Source organism: Nakamurella multipartita DSM 44233, from assembly GCF_000024365.1.
GTDB classification, from domain to species: Bacteria; Actinomycetota; Actinomycetes; order Mycobacteriales; family Nakamurellaceae; genus Nakamurella; species Nakamurella multipartita.
The window spans coordinates 816,731-833,534 of the sequence record NC_013235.1 but is presented as its reverse complement, the minus strand read 5'-3'; the positions used below and the strand labels follow the sequence as shown (position 1 = coordinate 833,534).

At 71.5% G+C, this 16,804-nt stretch carries 15 protein-coding genes and 2 tRNA genes; 8 read left to right on the top strand and 9 right to left on the bottom strand.

Annotated features, from left to right (window positions below):
* Positions 1–89 precede the first annotated feature (89 nt).
* Positions 90–162: transfer RNA gene (locus NAMU_RS03760), tRNA-Lys, on the top strand.
* A gap of 162 nt (positions 163–324) precedes the next feature.
* On the top strand, positions 325–1,845 hold the full coding sequence (locus tag NAMU_RS03755) for a M1 family metallopeptidase (protein ID WP_015746086.1): 1,521 nt from the start codon (positions 325–327) through the stop codon (positions 1,843–1,845).
* A 10-nt stretch (positions 1,846–1,855) separates the two neighbouring features.
* On the opposite strand, the gene NAMU_RS03750 is transcribed toward NAMU_RS03755, so the two are convergent.
* Positions 1,856–2,320: a rhodanese-like domain-containing protein gene (locus NAMU_RS03750; protein ID WP_015746085.1), complete on the bottom strand. Its 465-nt coding sequence runs from the start codon at positions 2,318–2,320 to the stop codon at positions 1,856–1,858.
* A gap of 272 nt (positions 2,321–2,592) precedes the next feature.
* Here NAMU_RS03750 and NAMU_RS03745 point away from each other — a divergent pair, with 272 nt between their 5' ends.
* Positions 2,593–4,131, top strand: coding sequence for a M28 family metallopeptidase (locus NAMU_RS03745; RefSeq protein ID WP_015746084.1), 1,539 nt, complete (start codon positions 2,593–2,595; stop codon positions 4,129–4,131).
* 69 nt (positions 4,132–4,200) lie between these two features.
* Here the strand turns inward: NAMU_RS03745 and ribD are convergent, their stop codons facing one another.
* Positions 4,201–5,301, bottom strand: coding sequence for a bifunctional diaminohydroxyphosphoribosylaminopyrimidine deaminase/5-amino-6-(5-phosphoribosylamino)uracil reductase RibD (gene ribD, locus NAMU_RS03740; protein ID WP_015746083.1), 1,101 nt, complete (start codon positions 5,299–5,301; stop codon positions 4,201–4,203).
* Between the two features lie 42 nt (positions 5,302–5,343).
* The gene (locus tag NAMU_RS03735) at positions 5,344–6,144 is read right to left on the bottom strand and encodes a dioxygenase family protein (RefSeq protein WP_015746082.1); all 801 of its coding nucleotides are present in this window, start codon (positions 6,142–6,144) and stop codon (positions 5,344–5,346) included.
* 116 nt (positions 6,145–6,260) lie between these two features.
* Between NAMU_RS03735 and NAMU_RS03730 the strand changes: the two genes are divergently transcribed.
* A complete protein-coding gene (locus NAMU_RS03730; protein ID WP_015746081.1) occupies positions 6,261–6,755 on the top strand; it encodes a MarR family winged helix-turn-helix transcriptional regulator in 495 nt (164 codons plus the stop codon).
* A gap of 40 nt (positions 6,756–6,795) precedes the next feature.
* Here the strand turns inward: NAMU_RS03730 and NAMU_RS03725 are convergent.
* From NAMU_RS03725 to NAMU_RS03715, 3 genes are all read right to left on the bottom strand, one after another.
* A tRNA-Thr gene (locus NAMU_RS03725) sits at positions 6,796–6,871 on the bottom strand.
* Positions 6,872–6,919: 48 nt separating this feature from the next.
* Positions 6,920–8,200 (bottom strand): L,D-transpeptidase, encoded by a 1,281-nt coding sequence (locus NAMU_RS03720; RefSeq protein WP_015746080.1) that lies wholly within the window; start codon positions 8,198–8,200, stop codon positions 6,920–6,922.
* A gap of 309 nt (positions 8,201–8,509) precedes the next feature.
* On the bottom strand, positions 8,510–10,027 hold the full coding sequence (locus tag NAMU_RS03715) for a M20/M25/M40 family metallo-hydrolase (RefSeq protein ID WP_217180741.1): 1,518 nt from the start codon (positions 10,025–10,027) through the stop codon (positions 8,510–8,512).
* Between the two features lie 315 nt (positions 10,028–10,342).
* Between NAMU_RS03715 and NAMU_RS03710 the strand changes: the two genes are divergently transcribed.
* A complete protein-coding gene (locus tag NAMU_RS03710; protein WP_015746078.1) occupies positions 10,343–10,912 on the top strand; it encodes a DUF6529 family protein in 570 nt (189 codons plus the stop codon).
* 730 nt (positions 10,913–11,642) lie between these two features.
* Positions 11,643–12,047 (top strand): Rieske (2Fe-2S) protein, encoded by a 405-nt coding sequence (locus NAMU_RS03705; protein ID WP_217180739.1) that lies wholly within the window; start codon positions 11,643–11,645, stop codon positions 12,045–12,047.
* Positions 12,048–12,160: 113 nt separating this feature from the next.
* Here NAMU_RS03705 and NAMU_RS03700 read toward each other — a convergent pair whose 3' ends face one another.
* On the bottom strand, positions 12,161–12,991 hold the full coding sequence (locus NAMU_RS03700) for a PSP1 domain-containing protein (RefSeq protein ID WP_015746075.1): 831 nt from the start codon (positions 12,989–12,991) through the stop codon (positions 12,161–12,163).
* 134 nt (positions 12,992–13,125) lie between these two features.
* Here NAMU_RS03700 and NAMU_RS29740 point away from each other — a divergent pair, with 134 nt between their 5' ends.
* A complete protein-coding gene (locus NAMU_RS29740) occupies positions 13,126–13,263 on the top strand; it encodes a hypothetical protein (protein ID WP_015746074.1) in 138 nt (45 codons plus the stop codon).
* 13 nt (positions 13,264–13,276) lie between these two features.
* Here the strand turns inward: NAMU_RS29740 and NAMU_RS03695 are convergent, their stop codons facing one another.
* Together NAMU_RS03695 and NAMU_RS03690 are read right to left on the bottom strand one after the other, a co-directional pair.
* Positions 13,277–14,515 (bottom strand): DNA polymerase III subunit delta', encoded by a 1,239-nt coding sequence (locus NAMU_RS03695; RefSeq protein ID WP_015746073.1) that lies wholly within the window; start codon positions 14,513–14,515, stop codon positions 13,277–13,279.
* Positions 14,508–15,395, bottom strand: a complete 888-nt coding sequence (locus tag NAMU_RS03690; protein ID WP_217180737.1) for a class I SAM-dependent methyltransferase — start codon at positions 15,393–15,395, stop codon at positions 14,508–14,510. The genes NAMU_RS03695 and NAMU_RS03690 overlap by 8 nt, the downstream gene beginning before the upstream one ends.
* Positions 15,396–15,549: 154 nt before the next feature.
* Between NAMU_RS03690 and NAMU_RS03685 the strand changes: the two genes are divergently transcribed.
* Positions 15,550–16,803: an NAD(P)/FAD-dependent oxidoreductase gene (locus NAMU_RS03685; protein ID WP_015746071.1), complete on the top strand. Its 1,254-nt coding sequence runs from the start codon at positions 15,550–15,552 to the stop codon at positions 16,801–16,803.
* Position 16,804: the final 1 nt, after the last annotated feature.

The window sequence follows — 16,804 nt, the reverse complement described above, 5'->3', positions numbered from 1 at the left end:
CCCGTTCCCCTCGCTGTGGTGTCCGAAGACATCCAACCGAGCCGGTAAGCTCGCGTCGCGACCGGGCCCCCTCCGGACACTGATCGCGCGGGCCTCTAGCTCAATTGGCAGAGCAGCGGACTTTTAATCCGCGGGTTGTGGGTTCGATCCCCACGGGGCCCACCGAGCCTCCCGGTCCGCCGGTCGACTGCCGCGACTATCGCTCCCGCGACCATAGAAGAAGCCGCGCACATCTCGGCCGATTTGGCGTCGATATCCGCCGAACTCTGCGGTTGCCACCGGGGCCGAGCGGCGTAGCGTCACAGGCCTCGCACAGGAGGTGCCATGACCGCAGGCCGGGCCCGATGGTTCACCGTGATCGCCCTGACCATGGGCGTGTCGATTCTCGTCCCGACCACGGCAACGGCGACCACCGGGGATCGGGGCGGCGGCCACGGCGGGGGCGGCGGATTCTCGGCCGGGGCGCCCGGTGCCGGTGACGACTACTTCCCGTTCGCCGGCAACGGAGGCTTCGACGTCTCGCACTACGACCTGGATCTGAAGTACCAGCCGCCCGCCGCCGATCCGGCTCCGCTGGTCGGGCGCCTGGACGGCCGGGCCACCATCACCCTGACCGCCACCCAGAACCTGGACCAGTTCAACCTCGACCTGCGCGGAATGGACGTCAGCGCGGTCTCGGTCAACGGGCAACGATCCCGCGAGATCGATCCACCGGCAGCGACCGCCACCGTTCGGGGTGCGGCCTACTGGCAGGTCCAGGACGATGCCGCCCGCATCTGGGAGGTGACCATCCGTCCGGGCCAGGGCATCCGTAAGGGCCAGCGAGCCACCGTCGTGGTCGAGTACGGCGGCCCCACCACCCGACCCACTGATATCGAGGACGCCCTGTATGGCTGGGTGACCACCCGGGACGGAGCGATCGTGGTCGGCGAGCCCGAGGGCACCATGACCTGGTTCCCGGTCAGCGATCACCCGACCGACAAGGCCACCTACTCCTTCACGATCACCGTGCCGCAGGGCAAGACCGCCGTCGCCAACGGCCTGCAGTCCCGGCCGGCGAAGACGCGGGCCGGGTGGACCACCTGGTACTGGGAGGCACCCGACCCGCAGGCCAGCTACCTGGCCACGGCGACGGTCGGCGACTTCGACCTCACCTCCACCCGAACCAGGACCGGTCTGCCGATCGTCAACGCCGTCGATCGCGACCTGACTCCGGCGAACCGGGCGACGACCGACGCCAGTCTGGCGCTACAGCCCGACATGATCGACTTCTTCTCCGGCCGATTCGGCCGCTACCCGTTCGGCTCGTTCGGCGCGATCGTCGACGACGACACCGTCGGCTACGCCCTGGAGACGCAGACCCGACCGGTGTACTCGCTGCGGGCGCGCGAGGGCACGGTAGCCCACGAGCTGGCCCATCAGTGGTTCGGCGACTCGGTCAGCCCGCACCGGTGGGCCGACATCTGGCTCAACGAGGGCTGGGCCACCTACGCGACCTGGTTGTGGACCGAGCATCGCGGTGGCCAGTCGGCACAGGCGAGCTTCGATGAGGTGATGGGCATCGACGCGGCCGACCCGTTCTGGACCACGGTGGTCGCCGATCCAGGGCCGAAGGGCCTGTTCGTCGACGCCGTCTACGACCGGGGGGCGGCGACGTTGTTCGCCCTGCACGAGAAGATCGGCGACCCCGCGTTCCGCGCGGGCACCCGATTGTGGTTGCAGCGGTACCGCAATGGGGATGCCTCGACCGAGGACTTCCAGGCCGTCTTCGAAAAGGCGTCGGGCCAGGACCTGTCCGCCTTCTTCGATACCTGGGTGCGCACCCCGGTCAAGCCGGTTCAGTGATCGGTAGCGGTCAGCCCGCCGCCGGCAGCAACGGGCGCCCCGAGGCCTGCCAGGCCATCATCCCGCCGTCGAGTTCGATGATGTCGGTGTAGCCGAGCTGCGCGAGCTCGCGGCCGGCGATCGCGCTCATGTTTCCGCTCATGCAGTAGATGGCCAGCGGCGTGGACTTCTCGGCCGGCAGGTCGGCGGCGCGCTGCTTGATCTGGTTGTAGGGCAGCGTGAGATCCGTTCCCGGCAAAGCGCCTTCGTCCGGGATGTGCACGTTGATCACCGTCCGGCCGGCCGACTGGGACTCGAAGTCGGCCGGGTCGAGGAGCCGGACCGGCCCGGCCGCGACGGCCGACGCACCGGTCGAGGCGCCGGTCGAGGCGCCGGTCGAGGAAGCCACCGAGCCGTTCGGGGTGGCCGAGGTCGAGCACCCGGTGAGTGCCAGCACGCCCACCGTCAGCGCCGCCGCCGTTCGTGCCCTGATCATGTTCCGAGGATAGGGCCGGAGGCTGGCCCGAGGGCGGCCCACCGCCCTCCATCGCGTGCACGACTCAGTGTGAGCGAAAAGTCACAATCCGGTCATGCCGTCCTTTCCCTCGCAAACGACGCATTTGCCTTGGGCCATCAGGGTTTTCGTTCGTCGCCGGATCCGAACACCCTTGACGTCCATGCACTTCACAGTGTTATCTCAGACACATCACAAACAGTGAACGCCGGATCACACCCGGTGTCGCTGCCCCCTGCCCGAAAGGTGACTACATGCGTGGCGCAAGGCGAGCCGGCGTGGTCCTGCTCAGTACCCTGCTCCTGGTCGGTGGGCTTCTCGCACCCCCAGCCGGCGCGGCGGCTGGCAAGGAGACCAAGCTGGCCGAACAGCTGGTCAAGAACGTGACGGTGGGCGGGGCGAACCGCCATCTGATCGCGTTGCAGCGGATTGCCGATGCCAACGGCGGCAACCGGGCGGTGATCAACGGGACCACCGTGAGCGACCCGGCCGGCTACCGGGCCAGCGTCGACTATGTCGCCGGCCAGATGCGCAGCTACGGGTTCAAGGTGCAGGTCAAGGACTTCCAGTACGAGGTGTCCGACTACGTCGGCCAGTCGCTGGTGGTGGGCGGGGGCACCTTCACCGTCTACAAGATGAACGAGAGCATCGACACCCCGGCCGGCGGGCTCACCGGGCCGCTGGCGGTCGTCCCCGAGGACGGCACCACCGGCTGCGAGGCCGCCGATTTCGCCTCGCAGACCTACACCGGCACGATCGCGCTGATCCGCCGCGGCGGCTGCACCTTCGCGCAGAAGGCGACCAACGCGGCCGCGGCCGGCGCGGTGGCCGCAGTGGTGTCGAACAACGTGCCCGGACCGCTGACCAACGTCACGATCACCACGCCCGGCCCGATCCCGGTGGGTGGCATCAGCCAGGCCGACGGGGACACCCTCAAGACGCAGGGCGGGACCTCCGCCACGGTCGACATGCGCGTCGTCCCGGCGACCAAGACCGCGCAGCAGGTCATCGCCCAGACCCGCACCGGCCGCACGGACAACGTGGTCATGCTGGGCGCCCACCTCGATAGCGTGGCCGCCGGACCGGGCATCAATGACAACGGCTCCGGCTCGGCCGCCCTGCTGGAGATCGCCAGCAAGCTGGGTGGTTCACCCAAGACCAACAACGCCGTGCGGTTCGCCTGGTGGGGCGCCGAGGAACTCGGCCTGCTCGGCTCCGAGGCCTACGTGAACGGCCTGACCTTCAGCCAGCAGCTCGACATCGCCATGTACCTGAACTTCGACATGATCGGCTCCCCGAACGCCGGCTACTTCGTCTACGACGGCGATGATTCCGATCAGGAAGGGTCTGGATCCGGGCCGTACGGATCGGCGCAGATCGAACAGACCTTCGTCAACTTCTTCAACGATCGACTCAAGGTGCAGACCGAGGGCACCGACTTCGACGGACGGTCCGACTACGGTCCGTTCATCGCGGTCGGCATCCCGTCGGGCGGGCTGTTCACCGGAGCCGAGCAGCTCAAGACCGCGGACCAGGTGAGCCTGTGGGGTGGCACGGCCGGCGTGGCCTACGACAAGTGCTACCACCAGGCCTGCGACAACCTGGGCAACGTCGACCGGGTCGCCCTGGATCGCAACCTGGACGCCGCCGCCTGGGCGACCGGCATCTACGGATACTCCACCGAGGACATCAACGGCGTTCCCCCGCGCGACAAGCGGGCTCAGCTGCGGGCCCAGAGCCAGCGGATGTCGCTGATGGCCGCGCCCGACGAGCACGCTGCGGACGCCGCGTGACCGTCTGACCGACCGCACCGCTTCACCAGTGGCGCATTCCCGGTTCTCCGGGGATGCGCCACTGGTGTGTCAGGCGCGGGCGCCGATCCGGTAGCGCAGCCGCACGTCGGGGCCGAACCGGGTGAGGTCGACCAACTCGGCAGCGTGCGCGTCGGACAGGGTGCCGACCGCGCCGCCGGACAGCGCGGACGGTCCGGCCCCGAGCAGGGTCGGCGCCACGTAGGCCACTACCTCGTCGACCAGGCCGGCATCCAGGAACGACGCGGCCAGGTGCGGACCGCCCTCGAGCAGGACGTGCCGCCGGCCGCGTCGCCACAGCTCGGCCAGCACGGCGGCCAGGTCCACCCGACCGTCCGCGCCGGTGCCGGCCGACTCGGCGGTGGCCAGCCAGGTCGGCGCCGCGTCGTCGAGCACCCGAGCCTGCGCCGGGGTGCGGCCGGACGAGTCGATCACCACCCGCAGCGGCTGGCGACCCACCGGCTCGCCCTGATCGTCGCGCACGGTCAAGGCGGGATCGTCGTCCAGCACGGTGCCGACCCCGACCATGATCGTGTCGACCCGGGCCCGCAGCGCGTGCACGTCGGCGCGGGACTGCGGTGAGGTGATCCAGCGGCTGGTGGCGTCGGCGGCGGCCACCCGGCCGTCGATGGTCATGCCGACCTTCCAGGTGACGAACGGGCGGCCGTGCCGCATGGCGGCCAGCCAGACCCGATTGACGTCCTGGGCGTGCTCGACGGCGGCGGCCGCGGCCGGATCCTGGCCGGCCAGGGACGGCAGATCGACGACCTGGACGCCGGCTTGCCGCAGGTGGTCGACCCCGCCGGCCGCGGGCGGCCAGGGGTCGCGGACGGCGACGATCACCCGGCTCACGCCCGCGGCGATCAGCGCCTGCGAGCACGGGCCGGTGCGCCCGGTGTGGTTGCACGGCTCCAGGCTGACCACGGCGGTGCCGCCCCGGGCCAACGGGCCGGCGGCCGTCAGCGCGGCCACCTCGGCATGCGGGCCGCCCGGCCGCCGGTGGTAGCCCTCGCCGACCGTCCACCCGCCGGGGGCCAGCAGCACGCAGCCGACCACCGGGTTGGGCAGGGCGGTCGCGGCGCCGTACTCGGCGAGCTCGGCAGCGCGGTGCAGGGCGGCGAACTCGGCCGGCGTCAGCGCGTCAGGGGACACGGCACCAGTGTGCGGCCTGCCGCCGCCACCCTCCGGCCGGGGTCAGCTCAGCTGGAAGGACCGCTTGGACAGGCCGTACCAGAAGCCGTCGACAGTGCTCGTCGCGTCCTGCGATTCGTCGGCGGTCGCGCCGAGCGAGACGTACAGCGGGGCCCAGTGTTCGGTGCGCGGGTGGGCGATACGCGCGGCCGGCGCGCGGTGCTCGAAGTCCAGGATGGCGTCGATGTCGCCGGACTCGACCGCCTCCTTGGCCCAGGCGTCGAACTCCTGGCCCCAGGCCGGGCCGGCGCCGGTGGTGTCCCCGAAATCGGCCAGGGACAGGTTGTGGGTGGTGAAGCCGGAGCCGATGATCAGCACGCCGTCGTCGCGCAACGGCGCCAGCTGGCGGCCGACCTCGAACAGGCCCCGCGGATCCAGGGTGGGCATCGAGACCTGCAGCACCGGGATGTCGGCGTCGGGGTACATCTCCACCAGCGGCACGTACGCGCCGTGGTCCAGGCCGCGGTTCGGGTCCTGGTGCACCGGCTGGCCCGGCCGGGTGAGCAGGCCGGCGACGTCCTTGGCCAGCTCGGGTGCACCCGGCGCCTCGTAGGTCACCTGGTAGTAGCGCTCCGGGAATCCCCAGAAGTCGTAGGTCAGCGGCACCGTCTCGGTGGCCCCGACGGCCAGCGGGGCGGACTCCCAGTGCGCCGAGACGACCAGGATCGACGTCGGCCGCGGGATGTCGCGGCTCCACGCGGCCAGCTGCTCGGTCCAGACCGCGTCGTCGGCCAGAGGCGGGGCGCCGTGGGACAGGTAGAGCACGGGCATCCGGTCAGTGGCCGGGCGTTCGGTGGTGGTCATCTCGACTCGATTCGGGGGGAAGCATCGTGTTGCCCCTTATCGTAGCGCGATTTAGTTGAGCGCTCAAGTATCTGTTGGTGACCAGCCGATCCGCCGGACGGGGAGATAATCGGCGGATGTCCGACGATCCCTGGCTCACCGACGAGCAACAGCGGGTGTGGCGCGCGTTTTTGCGCATGTCGGGTCAGCTGAACGAGTCGATCGAACGCGACATGCAGCAGACCGGCGGGATGCCCCACGCCTACTACCTGATCCTGGCCATGCTGTCCGAGTCGCCGGACCGATCGCTGCGGATGAATCAGCTGGCCGAAGCGGTCCGCTCGTCCCAGTCCCGGGTCTCGCACGCGGTCTCGCGGCTCGAGGAGTCCGGATGGGTGCGGCGCATGCCCGCGCCGGGCGACAAACGGGGCCAGGTCGCCGAGCTGACCCAGGCCGGCTACGAACGGCTGCTCGAACTCGCGCCGGGACACGCACGGGTGGTCAAGACGACCATGTTCGATCCGTTGACCCCGGCCCAGCTGGCCAACTTCCAGGACATCTGCACGACGATCCTGCAGGCCATGGCCGACCGGGGCATCACCTCGGACTGCCCGCCGGCGCCGCCTTGCTGAGCGGGGTGGCGCGGTGATGACAGACGGCCGAGCCGCCTGATGGAGCCGCTGTGGGGAATCGAACCCCAGACCTTCTCATTACGAGTGAGACGCTCTGCCGACTGAGCTACAGCGGCGGCGGGTGAGAGTCTACCGTTCGTGACGGCCGACTCCGACCCGGCCGGTCACGCGGCCGACAGGGCCTTCCACTCGTCCCAGCTGTAAGCCCAGTCGTAGATGTCGCCGTCGGCCTTGGACAGCGGCACGCTGGTGCCGGTGACCTCGACCGGGTCGCCGTAGATCGCCGTGTTGAAGTACGCCTCGGCGCTGGCCGCGGACAGGTTGATGCAGCCGTGGCTGACGTTGTCCACGCCCTGGTCGCCGACGGTGCCCTGGTTCTGGTGGATGAACTCGCCGTTGTCGCTGATCCGCACGGCCCAGTGCTCGGTGATGTTGGTGTAGCCGTAGGCCGGGTTGCTCATCTTGGTGGTCTCCTGCTTGTCCATCACCACGTGCACCCCGGAGCGGGTGACCCGGTTCGGGTCACCGATCACGTCGCCGCTGCCGTAGGACGCGTCGTAGGTCGCCACCGTCACCCCGTCCTGCTGGACGACGATGTTGTAGGCGTTGGCGTCGGCCTTGACCACCTGGTTGCGGCCGATGGTGAAGTCGCTGGTGACGTTGTCGCCGCCGTAGTAGCCGTCACCGAAGGGCAAGCCGTAGATGTCGGACTCGACGTGCACCACGGTGCCGGAGGGCCAGTACTCCTTGGGCCGCCAGTCCAACGAGGGGTACTTCTCGCCGTCGTGCTGGATCCAGGCCCAGGCGCCCTCGACCGCCGGGGTGGTGGTGATCTTGACGTGCTGCTCGATCAGCGCCTTGTCCTCCGGGGCGTAGCCCAGGCGCACGATGACCGGCGCGGCGACCCCGACCACGGCGCCGTCACCCGGGGAGATCGAGGTGGTGATCTGGTCGACGGGCGTCACCGTGGTGTAGCTGCCCTCGATCGCCACGGACTTGCCGTCGGTGCCGACCGCGGTGCCGGTGACCTGGTACTCCTTGCCGTAGCCCAGCGGCTCGGCCAGCGTCCAGCTCGCGTGGTCGGCCGACAGGGTGCCGTCGACCGTGGCGCCCTGCGGGTTGGTCATCGTCAGGTTGCTGATGGTCCCCTTGGCCACGGTGATGGTGACCGGCGCCGTCGGCGAGATGGTGTCGCCGCCGAACGCGGGCGAGGCGGTCACCGTCGCGACCGGGGCTGGGGCCGCGCTGGAGGAGGTCGTCGCGCTCGACGAGCCGCTGGTCGCGGCGCCGCCCGCCGAGCTGGGCCCGGCCACGGTGGATCCGGCGACCTGGGTGAGGGTGGCGGCCGACGTACTGCCCGAACACGCCGCCACGGCGACCAGCAGTCCACCCAGGCCGAGCGTCAACGCGATCCGCCGAGCGGCCGGCAGTCGGTGAGTGGTCATAGGGTCCTCCGCGGGTCGTGAAGCGACATCAGCCGGTGCTCGGTTTCGCCGAGAATCAGACGTCCTGAGCCGCAACGGCATTCATTCACCAGTTCGAATGATTCCGGGTGGCAGGTCGGGTACGCGTGAACTCCGCGGCCGTGTCGGACGCCGATGCGGCGGCCGATCTCCAGCTACCAGGCTAACCGGCGCCGTCGCTCCCACCGCCCGACACCACACTGCGGTGACCAAATCCATACCGTCCGCACAGCGAAACGACCCGGTCGGCGCAGTAGCCGGCCCGGGTCGTTTCACAGTGCGACGATCAGGTCACCTGACCAGTTGACCGCCGCGGTAGTCGAACTGGTCCAGGGACACCGCCTGGCTGGCCGCCATCCGGCTGCCGTCGGCGTAGAACCCGGTGCTGGTCTTGCCTAGGGTCCAGATGGCGTGCGCGGCGGCATCGCCCAGCTCGGCCAGGGCCTGGTCACTGAGGTTGTTGTTCGGCGCCTGGATCGAATCGCAGGCCTGGTGGTAGCAGGCGTCGTAGGGCTCGCCGGCCGTGCCGCCGTAGATGGCGGCCTCCTGCGCCGTCTTGATGCCCTCGGCCCCACTGAACAGACCACCGGCCGGGATGCCGGCCTCGATGAACGGCCCGTAGTCGGACCGGCCGTCGAAGTCGGTCGGCGCGCTGGCCAGCCCCTGCCCGGCGAAGTAATTGGTGAAGATCTGCTCGATCTGCCCCGAGCCCGGCTGCGGTCCGGCCGTGCCGGACGAGCCGTCACCGTCGTAGACGAACCGGACGTAGTTCGGCGAACCGAGCATGTCGAAGTTCAGGTTGGCCATGATGGTGGACAGCTGCTGGTCGGACAGGCTGTCGACGTAGTGGGTGGAGCCCAGCAGACCGGCCTCCTCGGCCCCCCAGAACGCGAACCGGAGCTTCTGCTGGGGCTTGAGGCCCAGCTTGTTGATCTGGACCGCCGTCTCCAGGATCGTCGCCGAGCCGCTGCCGTTGTCGTTGATGCCCGGGCCCTCCAGCACCGAGTCCAGGTGCGCCCCGACGACCACCACCTTGTTCGGGTCGCCGCCACGGGAATCGGCGATGACGTTCCAGGTCGGCCGCACCTCACTGGCCGTCGAGGTGGCCACCCGGACGGTCACCGCGCCCGCCGCGAGCTGCTCGTACAACGCGGCACCGTCGGCGTAGCTCAGGCCGACGACCGGGATGCTCTGCGGGTTGCCGAGCGTGCCGCCGGGCAGGTCGGTCCGGCCGGGCTGACCCTCGTTGAAGATGATCGCCGCGTCGTACCCGGCCGCCGCCGCGTTCGCCGCCTTCTGCTCGAACGTGCAGGTCCCGCGCTGGATCAGGGCCACGGCCGGCTCGGACCCGGCCGCCGGGAAATCGCCGGGTTCGCAGCCACTGGTGGACGAACTCGGCTCGGCCCCGGGCGGGACCTGGATGTCGGTGGTGGCGACCAGCGCACCGGAGACGTCCCCGTTGCCGGAGTACTCGAAGGTCTCGGTCTGGTAGTCGGTGGGGGTCGGCGAGAGCTCGCTCAGCTGCGCGGGGGCCAACTCCTGGAAGAAGTTGAAGTCGAACTTCTGCAGCCGAACGTCGTACCCGGCCTGAGCCAGGGTGCGCCGGACGTAGTCGACGGAGGCCTTGTAACCGGAGGTACCGGAGGCCCGCGTGCCGTCGTTCTGGTTCGCGATGCGCTGGAACACCCGCTCATGGCCGAGGATCCCGCTGACCGTCACGGCCTGGCGCAGTTTCTGGGTGTTGACCTGGTCGATCGCGGCGGCCGGGGTCGCCGGCAGCACCATGGCCGCCGCAACCGCGCAGGTCAACCAGAGAGCATTTCTTCGCACAATCCCTCCAAACAGAACGTCCTTCATCTCCACCGGATCGCGGCGAGATGTTCTGCGGAGTAGTTGCCAGATGTGACGGAACTATCACGGAACGCTGCGGGTCGTTATCGATTCGTTATCTTTGCCGGCTCGTTGACGGGCGCGTCGAGCAAGCGCACCGTTTGGGGTGTCTGTGTCAACGCGTCCGGATCACCGCAGCCGGTGGCGAGAACCGATGACGCTCGTGGCCCGTACCACCTATCAGTGGGGACCTGCGGCGACGCGAGCCCCGGACACCCGAATCGAGGAGGCGCCATGTCCGGTACCGAATCCGCCGGCGTCCGCGATCGAGCCCGCTGGGGGCTGGCCGCCGCGGGCGTGCTGGGCCTGGCGGTGGCGGCCATGCTGGGCGCCTACGCCATGGTTCATCCCGGCAACGGCGCCCCGGTGCCGCACTTCGGGTTCGCCAGCCTGGTGGCGATGAAGACTTGGCTCTCGACCGCGGCGGCCGCCTTCGTCGTCGTTCAGGTGATCAGCGCGCTGGCCATGTGGGGTCGGTTGCCGGGGGTCAGCGGCGCGCCGGCCTGGGCCGGTCCGGTTCATCGGTGGTCCGGGGTCATCGCCTTCGTGCTGACCCTGCCGGTCGCCTTCGCCTGCGTCTGGGCGTTGGGGTTCTCCGACTCGTCCGCCCGCACGGTGGCGCACTCCATCGCCGGGTGCCTGTTCTACGGGGTGTTCGCGGCCAAGATGCTGGCGCTGCGACTGCCCGGCCTGTCCGGCTGGACGCTGCCGGTGCTCGGCAGCCTGCTGACCACCGTGCTGGCCGTCGTGTGGTTCACCTCAGCGTTCTGGGCCATCGCCCTGTCCGGGCTCTCCCTGCGATGACCGGACCCGACTCGTCCCCGACCAGATGCCCGGAGGCACACCGGTGAGCAGCAACCACCCGCAAGGGGACCCGGCCGCACGGTCCGGCGACGAACCACCCGCCGACGACCAGGTGACCCGACAGGTCCCCCGTCCGATTGCCGGTGGCGGACCCGCCGGTCGACCGACGACCCCTCGACATGCGGCTCCCGACCCGCCCGGTCCGTCCGGGTTGCCGGCCGCCGCCCCGCCTGTGCCTGGCTGGAACCCGGCCCCGCCCGGGCCGGCCCGGTCTGCGTCGGCCCGGTCTGCGTCGGCCCGGTCTGCGTCGGCCCGGTCTGCGTCGGCCCGGTCTGCGTCGGCGGGGCCCCCGACCGGATTCCCGCCGCGGCCGGCGGGGCCGTACCCGCCGGCCGGCTGGAGCGGCCCGCCGGCGCCGGGGCGCCCGACTTCGGCGCCTGCCTCGTATCCGCCGAATGTGCCGTACCCGCCGAGTTCGCCGTATCCGCCGCCTCCCGCGTCACCGCCGGGCTACCGTCCCGGATATTCCGGGCCACCCGGTGCCGCGCCGGCCGGCGGTCCCGGCTACCCACCACCCGGGACCGGCTACCCCCCGCCGGGAGCCGGCTACCCACCGCCGGGGATCGGCTATCCGCCAGCCGCCACCGGTTCACCACCGGGCAGCGGGCCCACCGTCACCGAACCCCCCGCCGCGGCCGGGTCGGCGGCGGCGTCGCGCCGGTCGGTGCTGGTGGGCACCGGGGTGGCGCTGGTGGCGGCCGCGGCCGGGGCCACCTGGTACGTCGTCGCCGGACCCACGCCGCGACCCCGCGCCGGGGGCGAGGAATACCCCGAGCCGGCCGGGGCATCGGCGGCGATCACCCCGCTCGCCGACATCCCGGAGAACGGCGGGACCGTCTTCCCGGACCGGCAGATCGTGGTGACCCGCGGCGCGGGCACGACGGTGCACGGCTTCTCCGCGGTGTGCACGCATCAGGGTTGCCTGGTGTCGGCGGTCAGCGGCGGCGAGATCACCTGCCCGTGCCACGGCAGCGCCTTCGACGCCGCCACCGGCGCGGTGCGGCGCGGACCTGCCCAACAGCCGCTGCCGACGGTTCCGGTGTCGGTGGTCAATGGATCGGTGGTGGCCGGATGAGGCGAGGGACGGGACAGCCGTGAGCAAGCATGTGCCGACCTGGATCTGGGTGGCCGCCGCTGCCTTCGCCGTCGGGGCCCTGATCGCCTCGCTCTGGTGAGGCCGGGCGAGGGTCAGCCGGGGGTCAGGTCCCGGGACTCGTAGGCCTTGCGCGAGCCGCAGACCGACGCCTTGGGACACACCTGCCGGGTGCCGTCGGCGGCCAGCTTGACCACCACGGACTCCCCCGGCACCGAGTGGCCGACGACCCGGCCCGGGCCGGCGGGGGTCTCGACGTCCTCCCCGATCGCCGGGGCCGTGGCCTTGAAGTCCTGGTAGAGCGGGTGCTCGTACTTCAGGCAGCACATCAGCCGGCCGCAGGCGCCGGAGATGCGCATCGGGTTGGCCGGCAGGTCCTGGTCACGGGCCATGGCCAGGGTGATCGGCTCGAAGTCCTTGAGGAAGGTGGAGCAGCAGGTGTCGCGGCCGCAAGAGCCGATGGCGCCGGTCACCCGGACCGAGTCCCGGGCGGCCAACTGCCGCAGCTCGATCCGCGTGCCCAGGGTGGCCGACAGATCACGCAGCAACGAGCGGAAGTCGACGGTCTCCGGCGAGGAGTAGTAGATGACGGTCTTGCCGGCGGCCAGCTGCGGGTCGACCGAGAGCACCTTCATCAGCAGCCCGTGCTCGCGGATCAGCCGGCGGCTGGCGACCAGGGTGCGGGCCTTGATCCGACGCAGCTGCTCGGTGGCGGCCAGGTCGGCCTCGGTGGCCATGCCCACCAGCTTGGGGAACCCATCGGTGTCCTCGCTGGAGTACTCCGCGGCCCACACTACCCGCGCGGCGACCGCCCCCTGCTCGGTCGGCAGCATCACCATCTCGCCCACCTCGGGGCGCAGATCCCCCGGGTCGGCGTAGTGCAACTGCCCGTTCTGGGAGAAGGTCACAGCGCACAACATGCCCATGACAGGCCACGGTACGCGGTGGGCATCCGTAGCCCGGGCCCTCGCGGCCACCGCCGCGTCCGGACGGCGGTCCGGCCGGGCCGTGCGTAGAGTGCCGGCATGACCCAGGCCTGCCGTGCGAATCGTGTCCTTCGATGAGCGGAACCACGCGACGGATCCTGACCGCCAAAGCCATCGCCCTGCTGGCCCTCGGGTTGGGGGTGCTGGTGTCGGTGGCCGTGTTCCGCCGATCGACCGCCCCGGTGCCCGCGCCCGGCGTGATCACCCGCTGACGCGCGCTTCCGGTCAGGCCGACCGGCGCCGCTGACCCCCGGCGAACAGGGCCATCACCATCGCCTCGATCGCGATCTGCGGCTTGACGTTGAGCTCGATGGCCTCCCGGCAGGCCAGCACCGCGTCCACGGCGGCCAGCGCCCCGTCCGGACCGAGTCGCTTGGCCACCGCGTCGACCTGCCCGGGCATGTCCGGATTGAGCAGGGGCGCCGTCGATCCCAGGCTGCGGGCCAGGACGTCCCGGTAGAAGCCGGACAGGTCGACCAGGGCCCGGTCGAGCACGTCCCGCTCGGTCCGGGTGGCTCGCGACTTCTGTCGCCGTTCCATCTCCTTGACCACGCCGGCCGACCCACGGGCCGCGCCCACCGCGCCCTTGCCGGTGCCGCCGGCCCCCAGGGCCGTCTTCAGCTCCTCAATCTCGGCCGCGTCCCGGGTCTGCGACATCGAGCTGGCCTCGCCCTTGGCCCGGGCCAGCAGCTCGGCGGACTGCTCGAACACGTCGGCGACCGAGGCCAGCGAGGTCGGCAGGGCCAGGACCTGCCGCCGCTGCTCGCGGGCCTGCTCGTCGCGGGCAAGCCGGCGGGCCCGGCCCACGTGCCCGGCCGCCACCGACGCCGCCCAGTGCGCGGTCTCGGGATCGACCCCGTCGCGGCGGGCCAGCACGTCGGCGATCGCCGGCGCCGAGGGGGTGCGCAGCCCGACCACCCGGCAACGCGAGCGGATCGTCACCGACACGTCGTCGGGGTGGGTGGACGGCGCACAGAGCAGGAAGACCGTGTGCTCGGCCGGCTCCTCGACCGCCTTGAGCAGCGCGTTCGAGGCGCCCTCGGTGAGCCGGTCGGCGTCCTCGATCAGCACGATCTGGTAGCGCCCGGCGGCCGGGCTACGGGCGGCCAGCTGGACCACCTGTCGCATCTCCTTGACCGAGATGGTCAGCCCCTCGGGAATCACCGCCCGGACGTCCGAGTGGGTGTGCGCGGCCACCGTGCGGCAATGCGAGCAGTGCCCGCAGCCCCGGTCGGCGCACTGCAGGGCGGCCGCGAACGCGCGGGCCGCGACCGAGCGGCCCGACCCGGCCGGCCCGGTGAACAGCCAGGCGTGCGTCATCGCCGCGCCGGGTACCCCCGGATCGCCGTGCGAGGCCGCGACGGCCAGCGACAGCTCCTCGATCGCATGCTGCTGGCCGATCAGGTCGTCGAACACCGGGGCGTGCGCCAGCCCTTGCATCAACCATTCGGGGGCCTCAGACATCCGGCGCACCGCCGTCCACGCGCTCGGGCAGGGCCCGGCCGAAGGCCACGATGGAGTCCAGCCGGCCGGCGTTGGCCGCCCGGACGGGTGAGCGGACCACCGAGGTGATCACCAGCCCGGCCCGGGCCGCCACCAGCGCCAAGGTGCGCGGGGTGAAGTGCCAGATGTGCTGCTCGGGCTTGAGCGTCCACCAGCGCGAACCCAGGGCGCGGGCCGGCAGGGAGGACACCGACGGCACGGACAGGGCGATCACCCCGTCCGGGGCCAGCCGGGCCCGGACCTGCCGCAGGAACTGCAGCGGGTCGGGCACATGTTCCAGGGTGTCCCAGAAGCAGATGACGTCGACCGGGTCCGTCGGCGCGTCGGCGAGCTGACCCTCCACGACGTCGAGCCCGAGTTCGGACCGGGCCACCTGCACCCCGGTGTGGGACAGCTCGACCCCACGGACCTGGTAGCCGGCGTCCCGGGCGGCCGCCAGGAACAACCCGTAGCCGCTGCCGATCTCCAGCAGGCTGGCCGGCGGCGGTCGCAGCCGGGCCAGGTCGGCCAGCCGGCCGTGGGACCAGACCCGCTGCAGCACCATGGCCGGCGACCATCGGGTGCGGTCGCCGTAGACGCCGCCCTCGAAGTAGGCCGGCTCGTCGTACAGCCGCTGCAACGCCGGCGCGGTCAGCCGCGGCGAGACGAACACCAGCGCGCAGATCGGGCACCGGACCACCGCGAACGGAGGCCGCCGGTGCACCACTTCACCGGGCACCCCGCACAGGCAGCACACGGTGGCCTCGGTGTCGGCGGCGGACCACGACGTCCCGTCGGCCATCCCGGTCACGCCGGCGGCGTGCGAGCCGGGGACGGCAGGTGGTCGGGGGCGGTCGGGCACCGGCGAGCCTTTCGGAGAATGGGGTCGAAACCGATCGGGAAGATCGGACCCGGCCACCGTAGCCGAGGCCTGCGACAGTGCCGTTTCCTCGAACCACGGCCGCGGGGTCGGCCGGCGGGTTGTCGGAGTGGGGCCGGCCAGGCACGCTGGCGGCATGACTGCCGAGACGTTCGTGATCGTGGGGGCCTCGCTGGCCGGCGGCAAGGCCGCGGAGACGTTGCGTGAGGACGGCTTCGACGGCCGGGTGGTGCTGGTCGGGGCGGAGACCGAGCCGCCCTACGAGCGCCCGCCGCTGTCCAAGGGATACCTGAGCGGGGCCGACGACCGGTCGGCGGCGTTCCTGCACGAGGCGTCCTGGTGGGCCGAGCACGACATCGACTGGCGGCCCGGCACCGCCGCGGTCGGGCTGGACCTACAGAGCCGGACGCTGGCCCTGCACCCGGCGGACACCCTCGGGTACGACCGGCTGCTGATCGCCACCGGATCCACCCCGCGGACGCTGGAGGTCCCCGGCGCCGACCTGGACGGGGTGCGCTACCTGCGCACCCTGGATCAGGCCGACGCGCTGCGGCGTGCGTTCGGCCGCGGGGAGCCGGTGGTGGTGATCGGCGCCGGCTGGATCGGCCTGGAGACCGCAGCCGCGGCCCGGGGGCACGGGTGCCCGGTCACGGTGGTCGAGATGGGCCCGCTGCCGCTGCAGCGGGTCCTGGGCGACGAGGTCGCCACCGTCTACCGCGACCTGCATCGGGCGCACGGGGTCGATTTCCGGTTCGGGGCCGGCATCGGCGAGTTCCGCGGATCCGGCGGAGCCGTGCAGTCCGTCGTCCTCGACGACGGGTCCGAACTGGCGGCCGGCACCGTGGTGGTCGGGGTGGGCATCCGCCCGATGACCGACCTGGCCCAGTCCGCGGGGCTGGCGGTCGACAACGGCATCGTCACCGACGCCCGGCTGCGGACCAGCGACCCGTTCGTCTACGCCTGCGGCGACGTGGCGTCCTCGTTCAACCCGTTGCTGGGCCGGCACCTGCGGGTGGAGCACTGGGCGAATGCGCTCAACGGCGGACCCGCGGCGGCCCGGGCCATGCTGGGCGGGACACAGGAGTACGCGCCGCTGCCGTACTTCTTCTCCGATCAGTACGACCTGGGCATGGAGTACTCGGGCTGGGTCGCGCCCGGCGAGTACGACCGGGTGGTGTTCCGCGGTGATCCAAGCGTCGATGCGCAGGCGGCGCCCGAGTTCGTCGCGTTCTGGCTCCGCGAGGATCGGGTGCTGGCCGGCATGAACGCCAACGTCTGGGACGTCAACGAAGACATCCAGGCGCTGGTCAAGGCGGGTCTGGACGGTCGGCCGGCGGATCCGGCCAAGCTCGCCGATCCGAGCGTGCCGCTGCCGGAGGTTCTGGCCTGAA

What these genes read in the sequence shown, in the direction of transcription:
- NAMU_RS03745 (WP_015746084.1), top strand. Translation starts at nt 2,593, where the DNA reads ATGCGTGGCGCAAGGCGAGCCGGCGTGGTCCTGCTCAGTACCCTGCTC.
- NAMU_RS03720 (WP_015746080.1), bottom strand. Translation starts at nt 8,200, where the DNA reads ATGACCACTCACCGACTGCCGGCCGCTCGGCGGATCGCGTTGACGCTC.
- NAMU_RS03685 (WP_015746071.1), top strand. Translation starts at nt 15,550, where the DNA reads ATGACTGCCGAGACGTTCGTGATCGTGGGGGCCTCGCTGGCCGGCGGC.
- NAMU_RS03730 (WP_015746081.1), top strand. Translation starts at nt 6,261, where the DNA reads ATGTCCGACGATCCCTGGCTCACCGACGAGCAACAGCGGGTGTGGCGC.
- NAMU_RS03735 (WP_015746082.1), bottom strand. Translation starts at nt 6,144, where the DNA reads ATGACCACCACCGAACGCCCGGCCACTGACCGGATGCCCGTGCTCTAC.
- NAMU_RS29740 (WP_015746074.1), top strand. Translation starts at nt 13,126, where the DNA reads ATGAGCGGAACCACGCGACGGATCCTGACCGCCAAAGCCATCGCCCTG.
- NAMU_RS03700 (WP_015746075.1), bottom strand. Translation starts at nt 12,991, where the DNA reads ATGGGCATGTTGTGCGCTGTGACCTTCTCCCAGAACGGGCAGTTGCAC.
- NAMU_RS03750 (WP_015746085.1), bottom strand. Translation starts at nt 2,320, where the DNA reads ATGATCAGGGCACGAACGGCGGCGGCGCTGACGGTGGGCGTGCTGGCA.
- NAMU_RS03710 (WP_015746078.1), top strand. Translation starts at nt 10,343, where the DNA reads ATGTCCGGTACCGAATCCGCCGGCGTCCGCGATCGAGCCCGCTGGGGG.
- NAMU_RS03755 (WP_015746086.1), top strand. Translation starts at nt 325, where the DNA reads ATGACCGCAGGCCGGGCCCGATGGTTCACCGTGATCGCCCTGACCATG.
- NAMU_RS03695 (WP_015746073.1), bottom strand. Translation starts at nt 14,515, where the DNA reads ATGTCTGAGGCCCCCGAATGGTTGATGCAAGGGCTGGCGCACGCCCCG.